This is a genomic window from Streptomyces sp. NPDC060232 (assembly GCF_042726555.1).
Lineage (GTDB): Bacteria > Actinomycetota > Actinomycetes > Streptomycetales > Streptomycetaceae > Streptomyces.
The window spans coordinates 116,543-139,591 of sequence record NZ_JBHXAG010000020.1; the positions used below are offsets into that span (position 1 = coordinate 116,543).

Genomic DNA, 23,049 nt, shown 5'->3' on the forward strand with positions numbered 1-23,049 from the left:
ATGCACCCCCCTGACCCACCCGCGCACGCCGCCCGTCCCTCCGCCCGTCCGCGCCTCGGTGTCTTCAAGTTCGCCTCGTGCGACGGCTGCCAGCTCACCCTGCTCGACTGCGAGGACGAGTTGCTCGCCATCGCCGCCGAACTCGACATCGCACACTTCGCGGAGGCGTCCAGCGATACGTCTCCGGGGCCGTACGACCTCGCGCTCGTCGAGGGCTCGGTCAGCACTCCCGAACACCTGGACCGGATCCGCCGCATCCGCGCCGAGTCCCGCCATCTCGTGACCATCGGCGCGTGCGCCACCGCCGGTGGCGTCCAGGCACTGCGCAACTACGCCGACGTCGAGGAGTACCTCGCCACCGTCTACGCCCACCCCGAGTACATCGCCACCCTCGCCACGTCCACGCCGATCTCCGCCCACGTGCGCGTCGACTTCGAACTGCGCGGCTGCCCCATCGACCGCGGGCAGCTCGTGGAGGTCGTCACCGCCTTCCTCTCCGGACGCAAGCCGGACATCCCGAACCACAGCGTCTGCTTCGCCTGCAAGCGACGCGGCAACGTCTGCGTCACCGTCGCCCACGGAACGCCCTGCCTCGGGCCCGTCACCCACGCGGGCTGTGGAGCCCTCTGCCCCACCTACGGCCGCGGCTGCTACGGCTGCTTCGGACCGGCCGGCACGACCAACCTGCCCGCGCTCATCCCCCTCCTGCGCCGGGACGGGATGAGCGACGAGGACACCGACCGGTTCCTGCACACCTACAACGTGACGGCCTTCACCGCCGTGGAGAGACAAGGCCCAGGCGTCACGGGCGAGGAAGGCACCGAGTGAAGGAGCCCGTGCCCGCGTCCCGGGTCCTGCGCATTCCCGCCGTCACCCGGGTCGAGGGCGAAACCGCGCTCCGCCTGCGGGTCCAGGACGGCACTGTCACCGAGGCACACCTGGCGATCTACGAGCCGCCACGATTCTTCGAGGCCTTCCTGCGCGGGAGAGCACACACCGAACCCCCCGATCTCACCTCCCGCATCTGCGGGATCTGCCCCGTCGCCTACCAGATGAGCGCCTGCAGGGCCATCGAGGACGCGTGCGGCGTCACCGTCGACGGACAGCTGGCGGCCCTGCGTCGTCTGCTGTACTGCGGCGAGTGGATCGAGAGCCAGACCCTGCACATCCACATGCTGCACGCGCCCGACTTCCTGGGCCACCACGACGTGATCGGACTGTCCCGCACCCACCGGGAGCACGTCGCACGCGGACTGCGCCTGAAGCAGGCCGGCAACGCGGTGGTCGAAGTGCTCGGAGGGCGGGCCATCCACCCCGTCAACGTCCGCCTCGGCGGCTTCCACCGCACGCCCACGCGTGCCCAGCTCCGGCCCTTGGCGGAGCGGCTGCGCCCCGCCCTCGACGACGCCTGGGACACACTGCGCTGGGTGGCCGGGTTCGAGTTCCCCGAGGCCGAGTGCGACGCCGACCTGTTCGCCCTCGCCGAGACCGGTACCTACGCCATCGAGTCCGGTGTCCCGACCGCCCTGCCGTACGGCGAGCGGCTCCGGCCGCGCAGTTTCCCTCTGCGCGATTTCAGCGACCACGTCTCGGAGAGCCAGGTCGCGCACTCCTCGGCCCTGCACTCCCGGCTGGACGGCCGCAGGCATCTCACCGGCTCGCTCGCCCGCTGGGCCGTCAACGGGCACCTGCTCTCCCCGATGGCGCTCGAAGCGGCCCGGGAAGCAGGGCTGGGGGCGCCCCCGCTCCAGCCGGGGACGGCAGGCACCGCCGACGGCACGGTCTGCCGGAACCCCTACCGCGGGATCCTCGTACGCGCCGTGGAGGTGCTCTACGCCGTCGAGGAGGCGCTCCGGATCATCGACGCCTACGAGCCGCCGGAGCACCCGTACCTGGAGGTGCCGGCCCGTGCCGGTACCGGGCACGGCGCCACGGAGGCCCCGCGGGGCCTCCTCTACCACCGCTACGTGCTGGACGGCTCCGGCCGCATCACCGACGCGCGGCTCGTTCCGCCGACCGCGCAGAACCAGGGCGCCATCGAGGAGGATCTGCGCCGGACGGTCCAGGCGTGCCTCGACCGCGGAGAGAGCACCGATGAGGAGCTGACGGGGGTGTGCGAGCGGGCCGTGCGCAACCACGATCCGTGCATCTCCTGCTCCGCCCATTTCCTGGAGCTGGACATCCGCCGCGCGCATGGGGCGAAGCAGTGAGACGGACGAGACGGACTCCCCTACCCGACGGGCACGTCCGGCCGGACGATGGTGACCGGGCAGGGAGCGTGAAGGGCCACCTGCTGGCTCACCGAGCCCAGGAGGGCCCGGCGGAAGCCGCCGCGGCCTCGGCTGCCGACCACCAGCATGTCGGCCTCCGCGGCCGCGTCCACCAGGACGTCTGCCGGGTGTCCGTGCACCAGCCGTTCGTGCACCTGGGAGGCGCCGTCTTCGCCGAGCACGGCCCGCACCTCCTCGACCAGCAGCCGCTGCGCCTCTTCCTCGTCGAAGTCGGAGTCGACGGCCGGCGCCGACCACGAGGCCTCCCCGGGTACCTCCCAGGCGGTCACCGCCTCGACCCTGCCTCCGACGAGAGCGGCGTACCGCACCGCCCAGCGCAGCGCGGTCTGGGACGAGGCCGACCCGTCGACGCCCACCACGATCCGCGGAACCTCAGGCTGCGTGTCCATGCTCTGATCCCTCCGGTGCTCTCCCTTCCAGCGTGTGCGAAGCGCGGCCGTGCCGCCACGCGAGGAGGCCGAAGGACGTGCAGGGCGTCGGTTGGACGCGATCGGACGGCTCATCCGGCGGGTAGGCGGAACCACCGCTCGTGACCTGCGGCGACCTGCACCCGCCGATCGCCGGGAAGGATCAGCGGCACCGGCCCGAGGACGGAGGCAGGAACCCGGACGCCCAGCCTGCCGGGCCGGAACCGGATGCGGATGTCCCGGTGCCCGAGATAGCAGACCGAGAACGCGGAGCCGGGGATCTCGGAGATCGGCAGGGGGTCGATGTGCAGACCGTCGGCGCCGGGTTCGAGCCCCACGATGCCGCGTTCGACGAGGTCGAGGGTGCCGGCCATCGCACCGAGGTGGATGCCTTCGCCGGTGGTTCCGCCCTGGATGTCGGTGATGTCGCCGAGGAGGGCTTCCTGGCAGTACCGCCATGCGTCCGAGCCCTGCCGCCGGCCGAGCACCCAGCCGTGGACAAGGCTGCTGAGGGTCGAACCGTGACAGGTCCGCCGCAGGTAGTAGCCCACCGTCCGTGCCCACAGCTCGTCGTCCAGCTGGTAGCCGAGCCGGGAGAACAGGCGGATGAGGTCCGCGGGACGGAAGAGGTAGCCGAGCATGAGGGTGTCGGCCTGCTTGGAGGCCTGGTAGCGGTTGGGCGTGTCGCCCTCGGCCTCCAGGATGCGGTCCAGGCGCCGGATGTCGTGGTAGCGGGCGCGGTAGTGGTCCCAGTCGAGTTCGGCGAGATCACCGTAGCCGTGGAACTGGCTGATCACGTCGCGGTGGAAGGGCACGTACATCAGGCGCGAGACCTCCTCCCATCCGCCGAGCCCGTCCGCGTCGAGCCCCAGCTGTGCGAGCAGCTCGGCCCGCCGGAAGGCCGGAAGCACCTCGTACAGGTCGAGGGCGCGGGCGAGCACCCAGGCCGCGGTGACGTTGGTGTAGGCGTTGTCGTCGATGCCGGGCGCCGTGGCGTCGGGGTAGGCGTCATGGTATTCGTCCGGACCGACGACCCCACGGATCCGGTAGCGGCCGAGGCCGGCGTCCCAGGTCGCGGCACCCGCCCAGAAGTGGGCGATGTGGAAGAGGAGTTCGGCTCCCGGTCCGTGCATGAACCCGGCGTCGCCGGTGGCGAGGCCGTACTGCCAGACGTTCCAGGCGACGGCCGAGCCCACGTGGCGCTGAAGGTGGGAGTGGTCGGGCAGCCAGCGGCCTGAGCGGGGATTGAGATGCAGCCGCTGCGTCTCCTCGGCGCCGGAACTGCCGCTCTGCCAAGGAAACATCGCCCCGGCGGCTCCGCCCCGGCGCGCCGCGTCCCGGGCCGCGGGCAGCCGCCGGTGCCGGTACATCAGCAGGGCACGGGCGGTTTCGGGGAAGTGGAGGGCGAAGTAGGGCAGGACGAACAGCTCGTCCCAGAAGACGTGGCCCCGGTACGCCTCTCCGTGCAAACCGCGGGCGGGGACTCCGGCATCGAGCTCCGCCGTGTGCGGCGAGAGGGTCTGCAGTACGTGGAAGGCGTGCAGCCGCAGGATCCTGCCGCTCTGCCCTTTCGCCCTCACCCCGCCTTCGGCCCAGATCCGCTGCCACGCCGCACCGTGCACGGCCAGCAGGGCCGGGAAGGCCGGGGCCCGACCGGCCCGCTCGACACTGCTGCGTACGGGGTCGGACAGGGGGCGGTCGAGCGAGGTGAACAGGGCTGCGGTCTTCACGACGGCGACCGGCTGCCCCCGCCTGATCGGCACGACGAAGACCTGCCGTGTGGCGGTTGCCGTGCAGGTCCGGTCGACGGCCGCCAGAGGTTTCATCGATGTGCGTACGGCGAACCCGATCCGGATGCGGGAGACCGCTGTGGTGCAGGCCAGCCAGGCGATGCCTTCCGCCTCCACTCCTGCCCGGTGTGCCACCATGTGGCGCCCGGCCAGCGCGCGATAGCGGTCCACACCCGCGTTGACGACGTCGCCGTCGAGCACGGAGGCGACCTCCAGCCGTCCGTTCCAGCCGTACGCGCGAAAGACGGTGCGTTGCGCGGCCAGGTGTGGATCTCCCATGTGGACGAGTCGGGTGTGGGTCACACCCAGGCGGCGGCCCTCGGCGTCGAGGAAGAGCATGCGCCGGGTGAGCGTTCCGGTGTGCAGGTCGAGTGAGACCCGGTAGTGGCGCAGGGCCGGGTGATCCGGGGTGAGCCAGTCGCCCGGAGGCGCGCCGTCCGGCAGGCAGCGGTAGCGCAGGGCGGTCCAGTCCGGCAGCCGGACCATGTCCTCGTTGGAGACCGTGCGTCCGGCGACGGTGGAGGTGAGCCGGTCGTAGCAGCCGGCGAGGTAGGTGGCCGGGTAGTGGATGTCGTCAGCCGTGGTCTCGGGAGCTGACCCGCGTGTGGCGAAGCGGCCGTTGCCCAGGGTGGACAGGGCTTCGACCAGCCGCTCGGTCTTGGGGTCGTAGCGCTGGTACTCCCAGCGCCATGACTCGTTCACGGCCGGTGTCCGTGCAGCGCGGCCGGAAGGGCGTCGAGGCTTTTCAGGACGAGGTGGGCGCCGTGCGCGAGCAGCGCGTCCGCCGTCTGCGGGTCGTCCTCCCGGCACAGGCCCACGACCAGGGCGAAGTCGGCCCGCCGTCCCGCTTCCACGCCCACGAGTGCGTCTTCCACCACGGCGGTGTGATCGGGGCCGGCTCCGAGCCGGTCCGCCGCTTCGAGGAAGAGAGCGGGGTCGGGTTTGCCGGGGAGGGCGAGCGCGTCCATGTCCTGGCCGTCCACGAGGGCGTCGAAGCACCTGATGAGGTCCGCGGCCCTGAGGAGGGAGCGGGCGTGTTTCGATGCCGAGACCGCCGCGCATCCGACCCTCATCGCGCGGAGCCGCCGCAGCACGGGCCGAACGTCGTCAAAGGCCTTTACCCCTTCGTTCCGCACCATCTGCGAGAAGACCGCCTCCTTGCGGGCGGCCAGCGCGTACACCGAGGTGCATCCCGGCGGATCCTGCGGCGTCCCGGGAGGCAGTTGCACACGCCGGGCGGTGAGGAAGGCGCGTACGCCGTCGAGTCGGGAGCGGCCGTCCACCAGATCCCGGTAGTCCCGGACCACGTCGAACGGCAGCGGTGGCTCACCGGCGTCCGGCGGCGGCCATTGGGCAAGACAGCTGTCGAAGGTGTCCTTCCAGGCGGCGGCGTGGCGGGCCGCCGAGGCCAGGAGCACCCCGTCCGTGTCGAACACAACGGCACGCACGTCCATCACCAGTCGTGGGCCACACGACGGCCGGTCACCCGGACGGGGGTGAGCCTCATCCACCGGTCACGGTCCCCGCCGGCCCAGGGGCTGGAGCGGGCCGTGGTGTTCAGATGCCGGAGCACGTCCGGGTCGGTGACCCCTTCCAGTGCGCCGACGGCCAGTACGCTCCAGCCGCTCGCGGTCACGTCGTCGATGTTGTCGATCTCGAAGCCGGCTTCCGTCCCCGCCGACCGCCCCACGACGGACGCCGCGGAGGTACGGAAGGCGATGTCGGTTCCCGCCATCATGTAGTTGACGGGCACCACGGTCGGCCCTTCGGCGGTGAAGACCGCGATGCGACCCACTCCGTGGGTGCCCAGCAGGTCCCGGCACTCGGCCTCCCCCAGGGGCACCAGGGCGGCCTCGCGACGGGCGGTGGAACGGCCGCGAACCCGTTCGGCGCTCGCTCCGGTCAGGTCGTCGACCGTGACCCCCAGTTCGTCGGCGACCCGCACCAGGGTGCCGATGGAGGGCGAGGCCGCATGCTCCTCCAGGTAGGCGATGTAGTTGCCGTCGGCACCGCACCTGCGGCCCAGCTCGGCGCGGCTGAGACCGAGGGCCTCACGGCGGGCTGCCAGGCGGCGGCCCAGGTCGGTACGCCGGGACGTCCCCGCGGTCGCCTCGGCCTCGTTGGGCGGGATCCTCTTCATGGTGATCACTGCTCCTGAACGGGCGCTGCGAAGGCAGCAATCCCAGGCTGTCTCTGCTTCCTTCCGCCGCGCTTGGGCCGTCCGGGCCCCTCAGGGGTACCGGTCGGACCCTGCCCGACGCCCCGTCCGATGCGATGGTTGATACGGCATCTGTCCATCAGGAAGGCGCCTTCCATGTCCCAGCCCGGCCACTCCCCCGCTTCGGCGCGTCCCGCCCTGCTGCGTTTCCTCGGCGGTGTCCGGACGGTCACCGGCAGCAAGTTCCTCGTCGAGAGCGACCACGTCCGCATCCTCGTCGACTGCGGGCTCTTCCAGGGTGTCGCGGACCTGAGGCGCCGCAACTGGGAGAAGCTGCCCTGCGACGCCGCCGACATCCACGCCGTCGTCGTCACCCACGCCCATCTGGACCACTGCGGATACCTTCCGCGCCTGGTCCGGCACGGCTTCCGCGGCCCCGTGCTGGCCAGCGCCCACACGGCCCGGCTCGCCGAGATCGTGCTCCGCGACAGCGCGAAGCTGCAGATGGAGGCCGCCGAGCACGCCAACCGGCACGGCTGGTCCAAGCACCGGCCCGCCAGACCGCTCTACGACGATCACGACGTCGACCACACGGTGCGGTTCCTCGACCCGGTCCCCGTCGGCAGCGAAGTCGAGATCATGACGGGGGCCAAGCTCATGCTCCACCACGGCGGGCACATCCTCGGCTCCGCCTGGGTCCACCTGACCCTGGAGGACGGCCACACCCTCGCCGTCAGCGGCGACCTCGGCCGTCCCGGCCACCCGCTCCTGCTGCCGCCCGAGCCCTTCACCGGCGCCGACGTCCTGCTCATGGAGTCGACGTACGGCAACCGGCGCCACGACCACGAGACGGCGAAGCGCGAGTTCGCCTCGGTGATCACCCGAGCCCTGTCCCGCGGTGGAACGGTGGTGATCCCGGCCTTCGCGATCGACCGCACCGAGGTCGTCCTGCACGAACTCGCCGCCCTGCGCAGCGAGGGCACCCTTCCCAGCCGCGTACCCGTCTACGTCGACAGCCCCATGGCCCTGGCCGCCCTCGACGTCTACCGCGACGCCGTACGGTCACGCGCACCCGAGCTGCGCCCCGAAGTCGTCGCCGCCGGCGAGACCGCGATCAGCCCGGAACCGTTCCTGGCCGCTCGCACCGTCCAGGAATCGATCGACATCAACAACAGCACCGGCCCGGCGATCATCGTCTCCTCCGCCGGCATGGCCACAGGCGGACGCGTCCTGCACCACCTCCGCCGGGTACTCCCCGACCCCCGCAACGCCGTCGTGATCGTCGGCTTCGCCGCGGCAGGCACCCGCGCCCGGGACCTGGTGGACGGCGCCCGCACTCTCAAGATGTTCGGCGAGTACGTCCCCGTACGCGCCGAGGTCGCCGATGTCCCGCACTTCTCCGCGCACGCCGACGCCGATCAGATCATCGACTGGCTGCGCACCGCCCCCGCCCCGCACACCACGTACCTCGTCCACGGCGAGGAGAGCGCGGCCGAGACGCTGCGGGACCGTATCACGGACGAGCTGGGCTGGACGGCCGTCGTCCCCAAACCGGGGGAAGCCGTCCTGGTCCGCTGACCTGGGCCGTACGGTCCACGCGGTGTGTACCGCGCGACCCTGCCGGCCCGACGCAAGCGAGGGGAAGTGTGGGAGGCAGACCATGAGCACCACACACGGCATCCTCGAACACTTTCTCGAACAGATGGCACCGGAAAGCCCACGAGTCCCTGCTCGCCCCCGCACGCTGAGGACCCCGCCATGACCTCCACCCCGTACACCGTCGCCGACGTCATGACCGCCAAAGTCATCGCCGTCACCCCCGACACCGGCTTCAAGGACATCGCCGCCGCCATCGAACGCTGGAAGGTGACCGCTCTTCCCGTCATCGAGGGCGAGGGCCGCGTCGTCGGCGTCGTCTCCGAGGCCGACCTCCTCCCCAAGGAGGAGTTCCACGAGCACCGCCCCGGCATGATCGAACAGATGCGCCGCCTCGGCGACACCGCCAAGGCCGGCTCCACGCGCGCCGAGAACCTCATGACCACACCGGCGGTCACGATCCGCCCCGACGCCTCCCTCCCCCAGGCCGCCCGCCTCATGGCCGAACGCCACATCAAACGGCTGCCGGTCGTCGACGCCGACGACACCCTCAAGGGCATCGTCAGCCGCGCCGACCTCCTCAAGGTCTTCCTCCGCACCGACGACGAACTCACCGAGGACATCCGTCAGAACGTCGTCGAACGCCTCTTTCCGCTCTCCCACAACGGGGTCACCGTCACTGTCACACACGGCATCGCCACGCTGACCGGCAGTGTCCGGGACGACCACCTGATCCCCATGGCCGACCGCCTCGCCCGGTCCGTCGAGGGCATCGTCGACGTCCGATGCCGACTGGAGGCGGGCACCTGACCCTGAACCGCGTGCAGGCCGGCCCACGGCAGGGCCATGGCCGCCGTGGGCCGGCATGCACGAGGCACCGGGCCGACTCAGTATGGAAGTCGGGAAGGACATCCACCGGAGGTGAGCGCGATGACGAATGCCGCCGGTCCGGCAGTCGTCACCGTGACGATGAATCCCGCGATCGATCTCTGCTGGGAGGTCGAACACCTGGAGGGCGAGGGCAAGAGCCGTGCGCGGGTCAGGTCGGTGGCCGTCGGGGGCGGAGGGATCAATGTCGCGCGGCACATCGTGCGGTTCGGAGGACGGGCGACGGCTCTCCACACTGCCGGCGGTGAGGTGGGACTGCGCCTCAACCGGCTGCTCGACGAAGAGGGCATCGACCACGTCGCCGTCGACATCGACGGCGACACCCGCGAAGCACTCGTGCTGTTCGAGACCGCATCGCGCCGCAGCTACCACATCGTGCCACCCGGCCCGCAGCTGCACGAGCGCGAGGGACTGCGGTGCCTGGAAGTGCTGGAGCGGTTCCTCGGCGGTCGCCCGTACGTCGTGGCCAGCGGCAGCCTGCCCGGCGGCTTGCCCGACGACTACTACGCGGCCGTCGCCCGCCGTGTCAGGGAAGCCGGATCCCGGCTGATCCTGGACACCTCCGGGCCGGCCCTTCGGGCAGCGCTCGCAGAGGGCGTGTTCCTGTTCAGGTGCAACCGAACAGAGGCCGAGAGCCTGACCGGCCACCCCGTCAGCGGCTTCGACGACGCCCGGGCCCTCAACGAGCACCTGCTCACCACGGGAGCCGCCGAGATCGCTGTCACCACCCTCGGAGCGCTGGGCGCGCTGTGCTCGACCAGCCAGGGCCACACCGAGCTCCACGCGCCGCCACTGCCCGGCGAGCCCCTGAGCGATGCGGGGGCCGGAGACAGCATGGTCGCTGCCCTCACCACACAGCTGGCCGCCGGCGAGGATCCCGTCGCCGCCTGCGCGCTGGGGGTGGCGACGGCCGCCGCGGCGATGCTCACCCCCACCACCGAACCCTTCGACGTGGACGTGGCCCGGTCCCTGCGTTCGCAGGTGAGGACGGCCACCCGTGGCTGAGCGGGATCTCGCCGCATTCCCGCGACACGGGCTCCGGCATCGGTCGCCTCGTGCCGGTTCCTGCGAACCAGGTGCCCACGTTGCAGATCCCGGGGCGGCCCTATCCGAAGGGAACGACGGCCACCGGTGCGGCGCAGTGGTGGATCACGGCATGCGCGACGTGACCGATGTGGGACCCGAGCGACGCCGGGTGGCGACGGCGCCCCACGACCACGAGTTCCGCGCCCTGCGAGGCCTCGATGAGCTGGACTCCAGCGGCTCCGACGAGGGCCTCTTCGATGACCTCGACACCCGGGTAGCTTGTGCGCAAAGGCCGGACCAGTTCCGCCAGGGCGGACGCGACCTGGCCGCCGACCGTCTCGCCGATGCCTGGATCGGCCACGATCGCGTACGCGGCCGGACCGGGCAGGGTCCAGCCGTGCACGACGCGAACCCTCGCGCCCCGACGCGCCGCCTCCTGGAAGGCGAAGGCGAGCACGGGCGCGTCGGGGTGGCGGAGGTCCGCTCCTACGAGGATCTCGCCGGCATCCGGCCCGGGCGTCGCTCCCGCGGCCGGGGCCTCGGCCGCGGCGGCGCGTACGAGCACGACCGGCCGGTGGGAGCTGCGGGCGACGGCCAGTGCCACGGACCCGGCCAGGAAGCCCGCGAACCCGCCGAGCCCGCGGGAGCCCAGCACCATGAGATCCGACTCGTCCGCGGCCGCACTGAGCAGGGGGCCGGCGCGGCCTCGCGCCTGTTCGGTCGTCACCTCCAGCCCCGGGTGGTCCTTGCGGAACTGCTCTGCCGTGTCGCGGAGCAGTCCCGTGGACCGCTCCGCAGCGTAGGCGGCGACCGGGTAGGGGATCGCGGGCGCGACGGGCCACTCCTCCACGTGGACCAGACGCAACGGGACCTCGCGCAGTACCGCCTCGCGCGCGGCCCAGGCGGCCGCCGCGAAACTCTCCCGGGATCCGTCCAGACCCGCGGTGACCTGAGGCGTCATGGCGTACCTCCTCCTTGATGCGCCGACGCGGCACGGCACGATGCGTCCGGCCGGGCGCGGACTCCAGCTTCACGCTCCGGCTACGGCGGCGTGAGGGGCCAACAGGCCCAGACAGCTGCCCGAAGGGCCCATGCCCACGGGCGACGCATCGCACACAGTGGGAACAACCCACCGGAACCGGAGGTACCGCCATGACGGACACCGCACCGGAATGGGCCGGTACGCGGCTGGCCGGGGACGCCCACCGGCTGGATGTCGCCCACGTCGAAGGCGACGTCTACGAAATCGCGGTGCGCGGGCACCGCCTCCGTGTCGACCAGCCCACGGACGCGGGCGGGACGGACACCGCGCCCACGCCGACCGAGCTGTTCGCAGCGTCCCTGGCCACGTGCGTCGCCTTCTACGCGGGGCGCTACCTGCTCCGCCACGGCCTGTCGCGCGAGGGTCTGGGCGTGCGGGCGGAATTCGTCATGGCCACCGACCGCCCCGCCCGGGTGGCCGCGGTGCGCATGGTGATCGTGCCGCCCCCGCAGCTGCCCGAAGAGCGGCGCGCGGGCCTTCTCGCCGTCGCCTCGCACTGCACCGTCCACAACACGCTTCAGCGGCCGCCGGACACCGGCATCGAGCTCGCCTCGTGACCCGCCCCCCGCCACGGCGCGTTGTGGCCCGGGGAGGCGGAGGCCGGAGGCCAGGTCCCTCGGCCGTCGCGGGGCCGAGGGGCCGCGGGCCGTCGTCCGGCCGGAGACGGCGCCGGGCACGGCTGCCATCCCGCCCGCCACCGCCACCCCGCCCTCCGCACCGCCGTCAGCCACAGCCGGAGCCCGAGGGTCCGGCGTCGTAAGCGCTCACCAGCCGACGGGTACGGAGCCGGGCAGGTCAGGCCCCAGCCGCGCCGGTTCCGGCGATCACCTCGGGCCGCAGCAGCGCGGCGAGCGTCTCGGCCGGGAGCAGGCCCCTCTCCAGGACGAGTTCGGCCACGCCCCGGCCGCTGGCGAGGGCTTCCTTGGCGATGTCGGTGGCGGCCGTGTACCCGATGTGCGGGTTCAGGGCGGTCACCAGGCCGATGGAGTTCTCGACGGTCGTGCGCAGCATCTCGGTGTTGGCGGTGATGCCGTTCACGCAGCGCTCCGCGAGGGTGAGGCAGGCCGCGCGCAGGTGGGTGATGGACTCCGACAGCGAGTGCAGGATGACCGGCTCGAACGCGTTGAGCTGAAGCTGCCCCGCCTCGGCGGCCATGGTGATGGTGACGTCGTTGCCGATCACCTCGAAGGCGACCTGGTTGACGACCTCGGGGATCACCGGGTTGACCTTGCCGGGCATGATGCTCGAACCCGCCTGCACCGGGGGCAGGTTGATCTCGCCGAGGCCCGCGCGCGGCCCGGAGGACAGCAGGCGCAGGTCATTGCAGGTCTTGGACAGCTTGACGGCGATGCGCTTGAGCACTCCGGACATCTGGACGAACGCGCCGCAGTCCTGGGTGGCTTCGACCAGGTCTGCGGCGGTGACCAGCGGCAGCCCGGTGATGTCGGCCAGGTGGCGGCGGGCCGATTCGGCGTACCCGGCGGGGGCGTTGAGGCCGGTGCCGATCGCGGTCGCGCCGAGGTTGATCTCGTGGATCAGCCCGAGGGCCTCCGCGAGCCGGCTGCGGTCTTCGTCGAGCATGACGGCGAAGGCGGAGAACTCCTGCCCGAGCGTCATCGGTACGGCGTCCTGCAGCTGGGTCCGGCCCATTTTCAGCACGTCGCGGAACTCGGTGGCCTTGCGGGCGAAGGTGTCCTGGAGGACGGCCATGGCGTCGAGCAGGCCGCGCACCGCCGAGACGGTCGCGATCCGCACGGCGGTCGGGTAGACGTCGTTGGTGGACTGCCCGAGGTTGACGTCCTCGTTGGGGTGCAGGTGCCGGTACTCGCCCCTGGCGTGGCCCAGCAGCTCCAGCGCCCGGTTGGCGATGACCTCGTTGGCGTTCATGTTGGTGGAGGTGCCGGCGCCGCCCTGGATGACGTCGACGACGAACTGGTCGTGCAGCTTCCCGCCGCGGATCTCCTGGCAGGCGGTGACGATCGCGGCGGCCTTCGCGGGCTCCAGCAGGCCGAGTTCCTCGTTGGCGAGGGTGGCGGCCTCCTTGACGGCGGCGAGGGCGTCGATCAGGTGCGGGTAGGCCGAGATCGGTGTGCCGGTGATGGGGAAGTTCTCGGTGGCGCGCAGGGTGTGGATGCCCCAGTAGGCGTCGGCGGGGACGTCGCGGTCTCCGAGCAGGTCGTGTTCGCTGCGGGTGGCGGCGGTCATGGGTGTGCGGGTCCTCTTCCTGAGGTGGGTGGATCAGGTGGTGAAGCGGATGGCGTCAGGCTTTGAGGAACTGCTCGCTCACGCCTCGGGGTTGCCTTCCGTGGGGGTGGCCGTGCGCCGGGGGCGCACGATGTCGGTGAGGGTCGTCTCGACTCTCAGGAGGTGGTGGGACATGGCCTCCACCGCGTCGTGCTCGGATCCGTCGACCAGCGCCTCAAGAATCGCCCGGTGCTCGCAGTTGGACTGCTCGCGCCGGCCGCCCAGTTCGTTGAGGAAGGTCGACTGACGCGCCAGTGCGTCACGGATCTCCTCGATGACCCGGCGGAAGACCGGGTTGCGGGAGGCTTCGGCCACCGCCAGGTGGAAGACGGTGTCCAGCGCGACCCACGCGGTGGTGTCGGTCTCCCGCTCCATCCGGTCCAGCAGATGGCCCAGATGGTCGAGGTCCTCCGGCGTACGGCGCAGCGCGGCGTACCCGGCGACCGGGATCTCGACGTGCCGGCGCACCTCAAGAAGGTCGCTGGCGGCGTAGTCGCCAAAGGTGGGGTCCTCGACCGTGTTCGCCACGACGAACGTGCCCTTGCCACTCTTGGAGACGGTCAGCCCCATGGCCTGCAGGGCCCTGAGAGCCTCCCGCAGGACGGGCCGGCTGACCTCCAGGGTCCGACACAACTCCGCTTCCGAGGGAAGCTTGTCACCCACTGCGTACTCGCCGCGCTCGATGGCGCTGCGCAGGTGGCCGAAGACCGCTTCCATCGCGCTGACGCGCCGCGGCCCTGAACCACCTGTCTGGCTGTCTGACAGGTTCACGCTGCGATCCTGCTGGGCGCGCCCCAGGGTGTCAACACCTACTTGCCGGGAACATCCGGCCCGGCGAGTTTCGCATCGTGCACGCCTTCCGTCCGGCCTCCAGAGCCTCCGAGGACAAAGCCGTTCCGCGGCCTGCGGCTTCGCGCGGCTGGGTGCGTTGAACGATCGCGCAGGCCAGGTGCGATACGGCCAACTTGAAGCCGAGCCGGACGCGCGTAGACCCCACCGCGACGCAGGATTGCCGGTACAACCGGCCGTCGGCCACGATGGCTGAAAGTTAAACTATTGTCCGACAGGCGCACTACGTTTGCGGCGGTTGACGCTCCACCGAGAGGAAACCCCTCATGACCGCCGCCGACAGCACGCCGGGCAGAACGGCCCACGTCCTCCCCGGGTACCGCCCCGACGACGCCTTCATGGCCGTGGAGCTGGACCCGCCACCGGCCGAGTACGTATGGCACGACGAGCACGCCGAGCAGCAGGAACAGCGCTACGGCCCGGGAGCGGGCTACCGCCAGTGGCTGGCAGTGAACGCGTCCGACGGCGCCGTCTGGTTCGGCGACACCGACTGGCGGGCCCCGGCCGACGACCTCGCCGGCCGGCTCCCCGGCCTTCCCCGCAAGGTGCTCGGCGACGGTACCCTCCCGGCCCCTGGAATCGTGGTGCATCTGCTGGACCACCTGACCCATGACGAACAGCGCGGCTGCTCCTGGCGCTTCTTCACCGCAGAGGAGCTGCACGCGCTCGCGCTGCGCATACTGCCCGGCGTGCAGCGGCTCGTGGATTCGATCCACCGGATCGGGCCGGCCGGCGAACTGGAATGGTCGGCTGAGGCCGCCACCGCATGGGACGACATCGAGCAGGCCGCGACCCACCCCTCCGATCCCTCGGGAAGGTCCCACCGGCCCGGGCTGCGCACGACACCGACCCCTGCCTGGCGCGTCGAGGTCGGCGCGTTCCTCGCCATGAACCCCGAGCTGTGCGACCCCTCCTGGGAGCTGGCCACGGACGCGGAACTCGACGCCTACGCCGACTACCGTCCTGACACCGGCTACGGCGGGGTACCGGGGCGGATGTGCCGCGCCGCCGACCGGCGGATCGAGGACGGTTTCACCTTCTACGGCCACCGTGCCGCCCTGTACGCCTACCGCGCGCAGGCGTGCGGCGGCCGTACTCCGACGGACGCCCGGATCTGGCTGGAGACGACGGACGCGGGCCGGAGGACCTGGGAGGCGGCCAAGCCCCTCGGCGCCACCCTCGCCGACGTCCCGGACTGCGTGTTGGGGGCCCTGGCCGAGGGATTCCAGAACGCCGCGCACGAGGAGGGCCTGGCCCTGACGGGCCTGAACGCCTACCTGCGGCGGCTGCGCGCCGAGGAACGCTCCGCCGTCGACGGGCAGCTCGTCCGCGAAGCCGGGGAAGTCGAACGCCTCGAGATCATGCTGAAGGACTTCCGCGCCGCACGGAACCGCACCGTGACACGGATCCTGGCCTGGTCCGACGGGCGCAGCGACGCCGAGATTGCCCGCCTGGCGTCCGTGCCCGACGCGTACGTCAGCGGCTGGCGGGCCCGCCTGACCGACGAAGAGACATCGCCGCGCCCGGACCGTGAAGCCCTGCGAGGCGAAGGCGCGTAGCTCCGGCGGCGTCGGGCCGGTTGTGTTCAGGCGGGCGCGGGTCCTTCAGGGCCCGTCTGGGGCAGGCGTGTCATGCAGACGGCGCGCCTGGGCGTCGTAGTCGCGCAAGACGTGTCTGAGCTGTTCCAGCGACTCGGCGGGAATGTCGGAGGGAGCGGACTCGGCCACGAAGCGGGCGGCGGCCACGAGCGCCGCGAACTCCAAGGGATGAGCGGTCGCGCGCAGGATGCCGGGCCGAGCCCACTCCAGGTGCATGTTCAGCCCTTCGATGCCAGGTAGTCCTTGATCTGCCCGAGTTCCTTCTCGAAGTCCTCGTAGTCCTCACGGATGCCGTTGAGGTACCCGCTCCAGCCGAGGCTGTTCTTCGCGTAGTGGACGGCTTCCTGGATCTCCTCGTCCGTGGCCCCGAAGAGTTTCGCGGCCTCGGTGTGGAAGAGCGTGCAGTAACGGCACTTCGTCTCCGAGTGCAGCGCGATCCCGATCAGTTCCTTGTACTTGTTAGGGATCAGCGTCTCGCCGAGTTCGATCTTCTTGAAGATCTCCCACTCGTGATCCAGCAGGTCATCGGGGATGCGGGAGAAGAAGTGGGGCACGAGGCCCAGGGTCTCCTTGATCTCCGCCTCGACCTCGCTGCGCGTGCGGCCCGCCATGGCGACACTCCTCTCGGTCGCGCCAAACCGACACCCCTCCTTCCACGCTAGATCCGGCCGAGGGCAGCGGCGAGTCCTGCCCGTACCGGCTTCCCACGTCATGTGGGCGGCAGGCTCGCCGCGAAGTCGTGCCCCTGGTCGATCCAGGCGGCCAGGGCCTCGTCCTCGGACACGGCGGAGGAGGCCACGACGACCCAGCCGCGCATCGGGCGCCCGGTGAAGTCGAAGGGACGCGTCCCCGGCCGCGCCAGGGCAGCGTCGGTGGCGTCGGGGCCGACCCGGACCATCAGCTCGTCCCCGGTTACCCCGACCGCCATGCGGCCCTCGTACAGGAACGCGAGCCCGCCGAACATCCGCTTTTCCGTGATGCCCGGATCCGCACCCAGCCGGGCCCGGATGCGCTCCGCCAGTCCTTCGTCGAACGCCATGACCGCCCTCACCCTCGCGTACGGCGGCTCACCTGCCGCTCCAGATCCTGGAGGTCCTTGACCAGCGACGAGCGCACCTTGCGCCCCATCACCGGTCCGGCCAGCCGGTACATGCCGGAGGCGTCGCCGCGCACGCGGATCCGGGCGAGCGTGCCGCCGTCCGGGAGCGGGCCGAAGGTCACGCGCATCGGCATCGGTCCGGCGACCGAGACCATGTCCAGCAGCTCTGGCGGCTCGTAGGCGGCGACCAGTGATCCGGATCTGCGGCACGGTGCCCCCCGCTGCGCCAACCACCACATCCACCAGCTTGCCAGCCGGAGGGTCAGATCGAGGGCGTCCTCCCACCCTGGGCATGCGGGGTCGCTGCGCGCCGTGCGCGGCGGCGGAGGTGGTAGAGGACCGTTCCGGCGGCGCAGGCCGTGGCGAGGATGGCGGCGGGCCAGACGTGGGTGGTGCGGGCGGGCGTGGTGTCCGAGGGGGGCGCGGCCAGAGGCACGGGGCCGGCGGGTGAAGGCTTCCGCAGTGGCGGAGGCTGGAGGGTGCCGACCGGGTCGACGTGCCCTGCGGCGGCGAAGCCCCAGTCGAGCAGGGTGCGAGCCTCCTCGTAGACGGCGAATCCGCCTCCGTACTGGGGGTTCATGACGGTGACCAGCAGGGTGCGGCCGTCGCGGCGGGCGGCGGATACGAGGGTGTGGCCGGCTTGGGAGGTGTAGCCGTTCTTGATGCCGATGATGCCGGGGTAGCGTCCGACGCCGTCCTCGCCGGTGAGCAGCCGGTTGGTGTTCTCGATGCCGTAGGTCCAGGTGGGGGTGCCGTCGCTGTGGGTGTCGCCGGGGAACCTGGCGTCGGCCAGGGCCGCGTAGCGGGCGAAGGCGGGGTCCGCCAGTCCGGCGCGGCCGAAGACAGCGAGGTCGTAGGCGGAGGAGACCTGCCCGTCGGCGTCGTATCCGTCCGGGGAGACGACGTGGGTGTCCTTGGCGCCCAGGGAGCGGGCCTTGGCCTGCATCCGGGCCGCGGTCTTGTCCCAGCCGCCGTTCATGGAGGCCAGGACGTGGACGGCGTCGTTGCCGGAGCTGAGGAAGACGCCCTTCCACAGGTCGGCGATCTTGTAGGTGCGGCCGGCGTCGAGGCCGACCAGGCTGCTGCCTTCGCCCACGTCCTCAAGTTCGGCTTCGGTGACCGTGTGGGTGCCGGTGGCGGGTAGCTGGGGCAGGGCGGTGAGGGCGAAGAGGGTCTTGATGGTGCTGGCGGGCGGCAGGGGTCGGTGGGCGTTGTGCGCAGCAAGTACGTCGCCGGTGCGGACGTCGGCCACGAGCCAGGACAGGGCGGAGACGTCGTCCGGCAGGGTGGGGGCTCCCTGCCGTGCCCGCACGTGGGTTCCGGGGCGGTGCAGCAGCGACGCGTCGACGGCCGAGGCGGGCCGAGGCGGCAGGGGGTCGGCTCGTGGAGCTCCCGTGGCGGGCGGTGCGAGGAGGACCGCCGCACCGACCGTGAGGGCTGCCGTAGCGGAGAGGGACCCGCAGGCAGAGGATCTGATGCTCATTCAGGCAGCGTAGGAAGGGATGCGGCCGCCCGCAGCGCGCTGTGCGCCGACCGGCCGTATCCCGCCTCGCGTGAAGCGTGACGCGTGACGCGTGACGCGTGACGCGTCACGCGTCACGCGTCGATGATCACCGGGATGATGAGGGGCTTGCGCCGGTGGGTGCGAAACGCCCAGTTGGCCACGGCGCGGGCGATGAGCTGTTCAAGCTGCACGGCGTCGCCGACGCCCTCCGCCGCAGCGGTGGCGAGAACCTTTTCGATCACCGGGATGACGGGGGCGAAGGTGGTGTCGTCGTGCTCGAATCCGCGGGCCAGGAAGTCGGGGGCCTCGGCCAGCGCGCCCGTGTTGGCGTCGACGATGGCCACGACGGTGACCACGCCCTCCTGGGCGAGGGTGACGCGGTCCTTGAGGGATGCCTCGGTGGCGCCACCGACCGTCATGCCGTCCACGTACACGTTGCCGGCCGGGACCTTGCCCGTAATGGAGACGCGTCCGTCGACGAGGTCGACGACGACGCCGTCCTCGGCGATGACGACCCGGTCGGGGTCGACGCCCGTGGCGATGGCCAGGTCGGCGTTGGCGCGCAGGTGCTTCCACTCGCCGTGCACGGGCATCACGTTGCGGGGCTTGACGATGTTGTAGCAGTACACGAGCTCACCGGCGCTGGCGTGGCCGGAGACGTGCACCTTGGCGTTGCCCTTGTGGACGACTTTCGCGCCCCAGCGGGTCAGCCCGTTGATGATCCGGTAGATGGCGCTCTCGTTGCCGGGGATCAGGGAGCTGGCGAGCAGGACGGTGTCGCCCTGGCCGATACGGATCTGGTGGTCGCGGTTGGCCATGCGCGCCAGGGCCGCCATGGGCTCGCCCTGCGAGCCGGTGCAGACCAGGGTGACCTTGTTGTCCGGGAGCTGCTCCAGCTCCTTCGTGCTGACGATCAGGCCGGAGGGGACCTTGAGGTAGCCCAGTTCGCGGGCGATGCCCATGTTGCGGACCATGGACCGGCCGACGAAGGCGACCTTGCGTCCGTGCTGGTGGGCGGCGTCCAGCACCTGCTGGATGCGGTGCACGTGGCTGGCGAAGCTGGAGACGATGACCCGGCGCGGGGCGGTGCGCATGACCTGCTCGATCGCCGGGTTCAGCTCGCGCTCGGAGGTGGTGAAGCCGGGGACCTCGGCGTTGGTGGAGTCGGTGAGGAAGAGGTCGACGCCCTCCTCGCCGAGGCGGGCGAAGGCGCGCAGATCGGTGATGCGCTCGTCCAGCGGGAACTGGTCCATCTTGAAGTCACCCGTGTGGAGCACCATGCCGGCGCCGGTACGGATGGCGACCGCGAGGCCGTCCGGGATGGAGTGGTTGACCGCCACGAACTCGCAGTCGAAGGGGCCGAACTTCCTGCGGTCACCCTCCCGGACCCGTGTCGTGGCGGGCCTGATGCCGTGTTCCTTGAGCTTCGCCTCAAGGAACGCCAGCGTCAGCTTCGAGCCGACGACGGGGATGTCGCGTCGTTCACGCAGCAGGTACGGCACGCCCCCGATGTGGTCTTCGTGGCCGTGGGTCAGCACCACGGCCACGATGTCGTCCAGCCGGTCCCGGATGGACGTGAAGTCGGGAAGGATGACATCGACCCCAGGCTGGTGCTCCTCGGGAAACAGCACGCCGCAGTCGACGATGAGCAGCTTGCCGGCGTGCTCGAAGACGGTCATGTTGCGGCCGATTTCGCCCAGGCCGCCCAGGGCGGTGACCCTCAGCCCTCCTGCGGGCAACGGCGGGGCGGCTTTCAATTCGGGATGCGGGTGACTCATACCTTGACGTTACCGGAGGGTCCGCCCAGGTGATCCTTTGCCCGTTCCACCGATTGGCCGATCGCGCTCCCGAGGCCTCAGGACGCCCGGCATACGGAACCGCGGCAGATCCGGGGAGGACCTCCCCGCCGTACCCGTCGGACTGTGAACCGACGGCGCGCACCCGAAGACCCGGTTCAGACCCGGTTCAGACCCGGTTCAGGCCGCGTCTGCCTGACATCAAGTGGACCCACCGAGGGCCGACCCGATCGAGAGCACGTGCGGGCTACGTACGGCGCATCGGGGAGGACGGCCGGGCCCGCCGGGTCAAGCAGAGCAACGCGGGCCCCTGGCGCGCGTACTGAAACTTCGGGCCGCAGGCCTACCAGCGGCAGTCGTCATCTGCCCGCGTTCAGCCGTCGGCGCAGGGTCGCCGCGAAGTCTTCGGCGGCCATCAGCTGGGCGCGCAGCTTCTCGCACCGGGCGTCCGCGACCTCGCGGTAGGCGTCCAGCCGCTCCCGCAGCCGTTCCTTCTCCTCGCCGGCCGGCGCTTCGCCCATGGCGGCGATGCGGTCGGTGATCTCCAGCAGGTCCCGCATCTCCTCCAGGGAGAAGTCCAGCGGCTTCATGCGGCGGATGACCATGAGCCGGTCGACGTCCGCATCGGTGTAGAGGCGGAAACCACCGCGGCTGCGCGCCGAGGGGATCACCAGGCCGACCTCTTCATAGTGCCGGATGGTGCGCAGCGACAGACCGGTCCGCTCGGCCACCTCGCCGATCTGCATCTGCCGCTCAGTCATCGTCACGCTTTCTCCCTCTGCGCCCCACGGCTTTCGAACGTTCGAAGTGCTCCAGCATACGTTTCTGGCATCACACGACCTCGGCGTTCGCGCGCGTACCTGCATTGCACAAACCCCGTCGACTCTGCCCTCACGTCAGGGTAGAGTCGTTGGCGAGGACACCCACGCTGTACGGAGTGCGGCCGGGCGTCCCCGTCGACGCGCAGGCCCCGCCCGGGCCCAGCCCGAGCCCCGTCGGCACCCACGGACTTCCGGGCAATGATGCCCGACCGGCGGCCTCCTCGGCCGCCAACCCCATCCGGCAGGGCCCCCGAAGAGGCCGGGCCGCCGGGGGCTGCGCCCCTGGTGCGGAGTCGAGACACGATGCGCGTGCGTCCCGCTGGTGGATCATGCGCCCGAATGGAAACGGTTGCATGTCCTCACCGCTGTCCGCAGCCCCCAAACTGCGCATGTCGAAGCCCGACTGGCTCGCCTCCCCCAAGGTCTTCCGCACCGAGGTACTGGCGGGCCTCGTCGTGGCCCTGGCCCTGATCCCCGAGGCGATCTCCTTCTCGATCATCGCCGGCGTCGACCCGGCCGTCGGCCTGTTCGCCTCCTTCACGATGGCCGTGGTCATCTCCGTCGTCAGTGGCCGTAAGGCCATGATCTCCGCCGCGACCGGTGCCATAGCCCTGGTGATCGCCCCGCTCAATCGCGAGTACGGCCTCGGCCACCTGATCGCCGCGGTCATCCTCGGCGGGCTGATCCAGATCGTTCTCGGCGCCCTGGGCGTCGCGAAGCTCATGCGGTTCGTGCCGCGCTCGGTCATGGTCGGCTTCGTCAACGCCCTCGCCATCCTGATCTTCATGGCGCAGGTCCCCGAGATGCACGACGTGCCCTGGCCCGTCTACCCGCTGATCATCGGCGGCCTGGCCCTGATGGTGTTCTTCCCGAAGGTCACCACCGTGATCCCGGCGCCGCTGGTCTCCATCGTCATCCTGACCGTCATCACGATCGCGGCCGGAATCGCCGTGCCCACCGTAGGCGACAAGGGCGACCTGCCCTCCTCGCTGCCGGTCCCGGGCCTGCCGGACGTACCGTTCACCCTGGACACGCTGACCACGATCGCCCCGTACGCCTTCGCGTTCGCGCTGGTCGGCCTGATGGAATCGCTGATGACCGCCAAGCTCGTCGACGACATCACCGACACCCACTCCAACAAGACCCGCGAGTCCATCGGCCAGGGCATCGCCAACATCGTCACCGGCTTCTTCGGCGGCATGGGCGGCTGCGCCATGATCGGCCAGACGATGATCAACGTGAAGGTCTCCGGGGCCCGCACCCGGCTGTCGACCTTCCTGGCCGGTACGTTCCTGATGGTGCTCTGCATCGTCTTCGGCCCGGTCGTCTCCGACATCCCCATGGCCGCCCTGGTCGCCGTCATGATCATGGTGTCGGTCGCCACCTTCGACTGGCACTCCGTTCAGCCGAACACCCTCAAGCGGATGCCGATCGGCGAGACCACCGTCATGGTCGTCACCGTCGCCGCCGTGGTCATCACCCACAACCTGGCCATCGGCGTCATCCTCGGCTCGATCACCGCCATGGTCATCTTCGCCAAGCGCGTCGCCCACCTCGCCAACGTCACCGGCGTCGTCGACCCGGACGGCAGGCAGGTCGTGTATGCCGTCACCGGCGAGCTGTTCTTCGCCTCCTCCAACGACCTCGTCGGCCAGTTCGACTACAAGGACGACCCCGACGACGTCGTCATAGACCTCACCGACGCCCACATCTGGGACGCCTCCTCCGTCGCCGCCCTCGACGCCATCGGGGCCAAGTACAAGCAGCGCGGCAAGAAGGTCACCATCATCGGCCTGAACGAGCCCAGCGCCGAGATGCACGACAAGCTCGCCGGCCAGCTCAGCGCCGGCCACTGAGAGCTTGACGGGACACGCGTGTGCCCTCCGCCTCGGGCGGAGGGCACACGCATTCTCAAGCCGCCTGCCAGGAGGCAGGACCAC

Annotated in this window: 22 protein-coding genes; 8 read left to right on the forward strand and 14 right to left on the reverse strand. The window is 70.9% G+C overall.

Annotated features, from left to right (window positions below):
- Together ACFWFZ_RS26245 and ACFWFZ_RS26250 are read left to right on the forward strand one after the other, a co-directional pair.
- Complete coding sequence (locus ACFWFZ_RS26245) at nucleotides 1–828, forward strand: oxidoreductase (protein WP_387125427.1); 828 nt, start codon at nucleotides 1–3, stop codon at nucleotides 826–828.
- Nucleotides 825–2,210: a Ni/Fe hydrogenase subunit alpha gene (locus ACFWFZ_RS26250; RefSeq protein ID WP_387125428.1), complete on the forward strand. Its 1,386-nt coding sequence runs from the start codon at nucleotides 825–827 to the stop codon at nucleotides 2,208–2,210. The genes ACFWFZ_RS26245 and ACFWFZ_RS26250 overlap by 4 nt, the downstream gene beginning before the upstream one ends.
- A 20-nt stretch (nucleotides 2,211–2,230) precedes the next feature.
- On the opposite strand, the gene ACFWFZ_RS26255 is transcribed toward ACFWFZ_RS26250, so the two are convergent.
- The 4 genes from ACFWFZ_RS26255 to ACFWFZ_RS26270 form a co-directional block, all read right to left on the reverse strand.
- A complete protein-coding gene (locus tag ACFWFZ_RS26255) occupies nucleotides 2,231–2,680 on the reverse strand; it encodes a universal stress protein (RefSeq protein WP_387125429.1) in 450 nt (149 codons plus the stop codon).
- Between the two features lie 110 nt (nucleotides 2,681–2,790).
- A complete protein-coding gene (locus ACFWFZ_RS26260; protein WP_387125430.1) occupies nucleotides 2,791–5,190 on the reverse strand; it encodes a glycoside hydrolase family 65 protein in 2,400 nt (799 codons plus the stop codon).
- Nucleotides 5,187–5,942: an HAD family hydrolase gene (locus ACFWFZ_RS26265; protein ID WP_387125431.1), complete on the reverse strand. Its 756-nt coding sequence runs from the start codon at nucleotides 5,940–5,942 to the stop codon at nucleotides 5,187–5,189. Before ACFWFZ_RS26265 ends, ACFWFZ_RS26260 begins: the two co-directional genes overlap by 4 nt.
- Nucleotides 5,942–6,628, reverse strand: a complete 687-nt coding sequence (locus ACFWFZ_RS26270) for a helix-turn-helix domain-containing protein (protein ID WP_387125432.1) — start codon at nucleotides 6,626–6,628, stop codon at nucleotides 5,942–5,944. The genes ACFWFZ_RS26265 and ACFWFZ_RS26270 overlap by 1 nt, the downstream gene beginning before the upstream one ends.
- Before the next feature lie 174 nt (nucleotides 6,629–6,802).
- Here ACFWFZ_RS26270 and ACFWFZ_RS26275 point away from each other — a divergent pair, with 174 nt between their 5' ends.
- The 3 genes from ACFWFZ_RS26275 to ACFWFZ_RS26285 all read left to right on the forward strand — a co-directional run bounded on the left by ACFWFZ_RS26275 (nucleotide 6,803) and on the right by ACFWFZ_RS26285 (nucleotide 10,135).
- A complete protein-coding gene (locus ACFWFZ_RS26275) occupies nucleotides 6,803–8,224 on the forward strand; it encodes an MBL fold metallo-hydrolase RNA specificity domain-containing protein (protein ID WP_387125433.1) in 1,422 nt (473 codons plus the stop codon).
- Nucleotides 8,225–8,404: 180 nt separating this feature from the next.
- Nucleotides 8,405–9,052 carry a CBS domain-containing protein gene (locus ACFWFZ_RS26280; protein WP_387125434.1) on the forward strand — a complete coding sequence of 216 codons (648 nt, stop codon included), beginning with the start codon at nucleotides 8,405–8,407 and terminating at the stop codon, nucleotides 9,050–9,052.
- A gap of 120 nt (nucleotides 9,053–9,172) precedes the next feature.
- A complete protein-coding gene (locus ACFWFZ_RS26285) occupies nucleotides 9,173–10,135 on the forward strand; it encodes a 1-phosphofructokinase family hexose kinase (protein WP_387125435.1) in 963 nt (320 codons plus the stop codon).
- Between the two features lie 100 nt (nucleotides 10,136–10,235).
- On the opposite strand, the gene ACFWFZ_RS26290 is transcribed toward ACFWFZ_RS26285, so the two are convergent.
- Nucleotides 10,236–11,117, reverse strand: a complete 882-nt coding sequence (locus ACFWFZ_RS26290; RefSeq protein ID WP_387125436.1) for a universal stress protein — start codon at nucleotides 11,115–11,117, stop codon at nucleotides 10,236–10,238.
- Between the two features lie 191 nt (nucleotides 11,118–11,308).
- Between ACFWFZ_RS26290 and ACFWFZ_RS26295 the strand changes: the two genes are divergently transcribed.
- Nucleotides 11,309–11,755 (forward strand): OsmC family protein, encoded by a 447-nt coding sequence (locus ACFWFZ_RS26295; RefSeq protein WP_387125437.1) that lies wholly within the window; start codon nucleotides 11,309–11,311, stop codon nucleotides 11,753–11,755.
- Nucleotides 11,756–11,993: 238 nt separating this feature from the next.
- Here ACFWFZ_RS26295 and aspA read toward each other — a convergent pair whose 3' ends face one another.
- Both aspA and ACFWFZ_RS26305 read right to left on the reverse strand, forming a co-directional pair.
- Nucleotides 11,994–13,403: an aspartate ammonia-lyase gene (aspA, locus tag ACFWFZ_RS26300; RefSeq protein ID WP_387125438.1), complete on the reverse strand. Its 1,410-nt coding sequence runs from the start codon at nucleotides 13,401–13,403 to the stop codon at nucleotides 11,994–11,996.
- Nucleotides 13,404–13,481: 78 nt separating this feature from the next.
- Nucleotides 13,482–14,159 carry a FadR/GntR family transcriptional regulator gene (locus ACFWFZ_RS26305; protein ID WP_387125458.1) on the reverse strand — a complete coding sequence of 226 codons (678 nt, stop codon included), beginning with the start codon at nucleotides 14,157–14,159 and terminating at the stop codon, nucleotides 13,482–13,484.
- A gap of 398 nt (nucleotides 14,160–14,557) precedes the next feature.
- Between ACFWFZ_RS26305 and ACFWFZ_RS26310 the strand changes: the two genes are divergently transcribed.
- Nucleotides 14,558–15,850 carry a hypothetical protein gene (locus ACFWFZ_RS26310; protein WP_387125439.1) on the forward strand — a complete coding sequence of 431 codons (1,293 nt, stop codon included), beginning with the start codon at nucleotides 14,558–14,560 and terminating at the stop codon, nucleotides 15,848–15,850.
- A gap of 45 nt (nucleotides 15,851–15,895) precedes the next feature.
- On the opposite strand, the gene ACFWFZ_RS26315 is transcribed toward ACFWFZ_RS26310, so the two are convergent.
- The 7 genes from ACFWFZ_RS26315 to ACFWFZ_RS26345 all read right to left on the reverse strand — a co-directional run bounded on the left by ACFWFZ_RS26315 (nucleotide 15,896) and on the right by ACFWFZ_RS26345 (nucleotide 21,049).
- Complete coding sequence (locus tag ACFWFZ_RS26315; protein WP_387125440.1) at nucleotides 15,896–16,105, reverse strand: hypothetical protein; 210 nt, start codon at nucleotides 16,103–16,105, stop codon at nucleotides 15,896–15,898.
- 2 nt (nucleotides 16,106–16,107) lie between these two features.
- Nucleotides 16,108–16,500, reverse strand: coding sequence for a carboxymuconolactone decarboxylase family protein (locus ACFWFZ_RS26320; RefSeq protein ID WP_387125441.1), 393 nt, complete (start codon nucleotides 16,498–16,500; stop codon nucleotides 16,108–16,110).
- A gap of 98 nt (nucleotides 16,501–16,598) precedes the next feature.
- Complete coding sequence (locus ACFWFZ_RS26325) at nucleotides 16,599–16,928, reverse strand: TfoX/Sxy family protein (RefSeq protein ID WP_387125442.1); 330 nt, start codon at nucleotides 16,926–16,928, stop codon at nucleotides 16,599–16,601.
- 8 nt (nucleotides 16,929–16,936) lie between these two features.
- Nucleotides 16,937–17,218: a hypothetical protein gene (locus ACFWFZ_RS26330; RefSeq protein ID WP_387125443.1), complete on the reverse strand. Its 282-nt coding sequence runs from the start codon at nucleotides 17,216–17,218 to the stop codon at nucleotides 16,937–16,939.
- Between the two features lie 32 nt (nucleotides 17,219–17,250).
- A complete protein-coding gene (locus ACFWFZ_RS26335) occupies nucleotides 17,251–18,471 on the reverse strand; it encodes a D-alanyl-D-alanine carboxypeptidase family protein (RefSeq protein ID WP_387125444.1) in 1,221 nt (406 codons plus the stop codon).
- Between the two features lie 113 nt (nucleotides 18,472–18,584).
- The gene (locus ACFWFZ_RS26340) at nucleotides 18,585–20,270 is read right to left on the reverse strand and encodes a ribonuclease J (RefSeq protein ID WP_387125445.1); all 1,686 of its coding nucleotides are present in this window, start codon (nucleotides 20,268–20,270) and stop codon (nucleotides 18,585–18,587) included.
- 377 nt (nucleotides 20,271–20,647) lie between these two features.
- Nucleotides 20,648–21,049: a MerR family transcriptional regulator gene (locus tag ACFWFZ_RS26345; RefSeq protein WP_387125459.1), complete on the reverse strand. Its 402-nt coding sequence runs from the start codon at nucleotides 21,047–21,049 to the stop codon at nucleotides 20,648–20,650.
- Between the two features lie 413 nt (nucleotides 21,050–21,462).
- Here ACFWFZ_RS26345 and ACFWFZ_RS26350 point away from each other — a divergent pair, with 413 nt between their 5' ends.
- The gene (locus ACFWFZ_RS26350) at nucleotides 21,463–22,965 is read left to right on the forward strand and encodes a SulP family inorganic anion transporter (protein ID WP_387125446.1); all 1,503 of its coding nucleotides are present in this window, start codon (nucleotides 21,463–21,465) and stop codon (nucleotides 22,963–22,965) included.
- Nucleotides 22,966–23,049 lie beyond the last annotated feature (84 nt).

What these genes read in the sequence shown, in the direction of transcription:
- ACFWFZ_RS26320 (WP_387125441.1), bottom strand. Translation starts at nt 16,500, where the DNA reads ATGGCGGGCCGCACGCGCAGCGAGGTCGAGGCGGAGATCAAGGAGACC.
- ACFWFZ_RS26255 (WP_387125429.1), bottom strand. Translation starts at nt 2,680, where the DNA reads ATGGACACGCAGCCTGAGGTTCCGCGGATCGTGGTGGGCGTCGACGGG.
- ACFWFZ_RS26315 (WP_387125440.1), bottom strand. Translation starts at nt 16,105, where the DNA reads ATGCACCTGGAGTGGGCTCGGCCCGGCATCCTGCGCGCGACCGCTCAT.
- ACFWFZ_RS26335 (WP_387125444.1), bottom strand. Translation starts at nt 18,471, where the DNA reads ATGAGCATCAGATCCTCTGCCTGCGGGTCCCTCTCCGCTACGGCAGCC.
- ACFWFZ_RS26310 (WP_387125439.1), top strand. Translation starts at nt 14,558, where the DNA reads ATGACCGCCGCCGACAGCACGCCGGGCAGAACGGCCCACGTCCTCCCC.
- ACFWFZ_RS26350 (WP_387125446.1), top strand. Translation starts at nt 21,463, where the DNA reads ATGTCCTCACCGCTGTCCGCAGCCCCCAAACTGCGCATGTCGAAGCCC.
- ACFWFZ_RS26280 (WP_387125434.1), top strand. Translation starts at nt 8,405, where the DNA reads ATGACCTCCACCCCGTACACCGTCGCCGACGTCATGACCGCCAAAGTC.
- ACFWFZ_RS26245 (WP_387125427.1), top strand. Translation starts at nt 1, where the DNA reads ATGCACCCCCCTGACCCACCCGCGCACGCCGCCCGTCCCTCCGCCCGT.
- aspA (WP_387125438.1), bottom strand. Translation starts at nt 13,403, where the DNA reads ATGACCGCCGCCACCCGCAGCGAACACGACCTGCTCGGAGACCGCGAC.
- ACFWFZ_RS26265 (WP_387125431.1), bottom strand. Translation starts at nt 5,942, where the DNA reads ATGGACGTGCGTGCCGTTGTGTTCGACACGGACGGGGTGCTCCTGGCC.
- ACFWFZ_RS26275 (WP_387125433.1), top strand. Translation starts at nt 6,803, where the DNA reads ATGTCCCAGCCCGGCCACTCCCCCGCTTCGGCGCGTCCCGCCCTGCTG.
- ACFWFZ_RS26270 (WP_387125432.1), bottom strand. Translation starts at nt 6,628, where the DNA reads ATGAAGAGGATCCCGCCCAACGAGGCCGAGGCGACCGCGGGGACGTCC.
- ACFWFZ_RS26295 (WP_387125437.1), top strand. Translation starts at nt 11,309, where the DNA reads ATGACGGACACCGCACCGGAATGGGCCGGTACGCGGCTGGCCGGGGAC.
- ACFWFZ_RS26285 (WP_387125435.1), top strand. Translation starts at nt 9,173, where the DNA reads ATGACGAATGCCGCCGGTCCGGCAGTCGTCACCGTGACGATGAATCCC.
- ACFWFZ_RS26345 (WP_387125459.1), bottom strand. Translation starts at nt 21,049, where the DNA reads ATGACTGAGCGGCAGATGCAGATCGGCGAGGTGGCCGAGCGGACCGGT.
- ACFWFZ_RS26340 (WP_387125445.1), bottom strand. Translation starts at nt 20,270, where the DNA reads ATGAGTCACCCGCATCCCGAATTGAAAGCCGCCCCGCCGTTGCCCGCA.
- ACFWFZ_RS26290 (WP_387125436.1), bottom strand. Translation starts at nt 11,117, where the DNA reads ATGACGCCTCAGGTCACCGCGGGTCTGGACGGATCCCGGGAGAGTTTC.
- ACFWFZ_RS26305 (WP_387125458.1), bottom strand. Translation starts at nt 14,159, where the DNA reads ATGGAAGCGGTCTTCGGCCACCTGCGCAGCGCCATCGAGCGCGGCGAG.
- ACFWFZ_RS26325 (WP_387125442.1), bottom strand. Translation starts at nt 16,928, where the DNA reads ATGGCGTTCGACGAAGGACTGGCGGAGCGCATCCGGGCCCGGCTGGGT.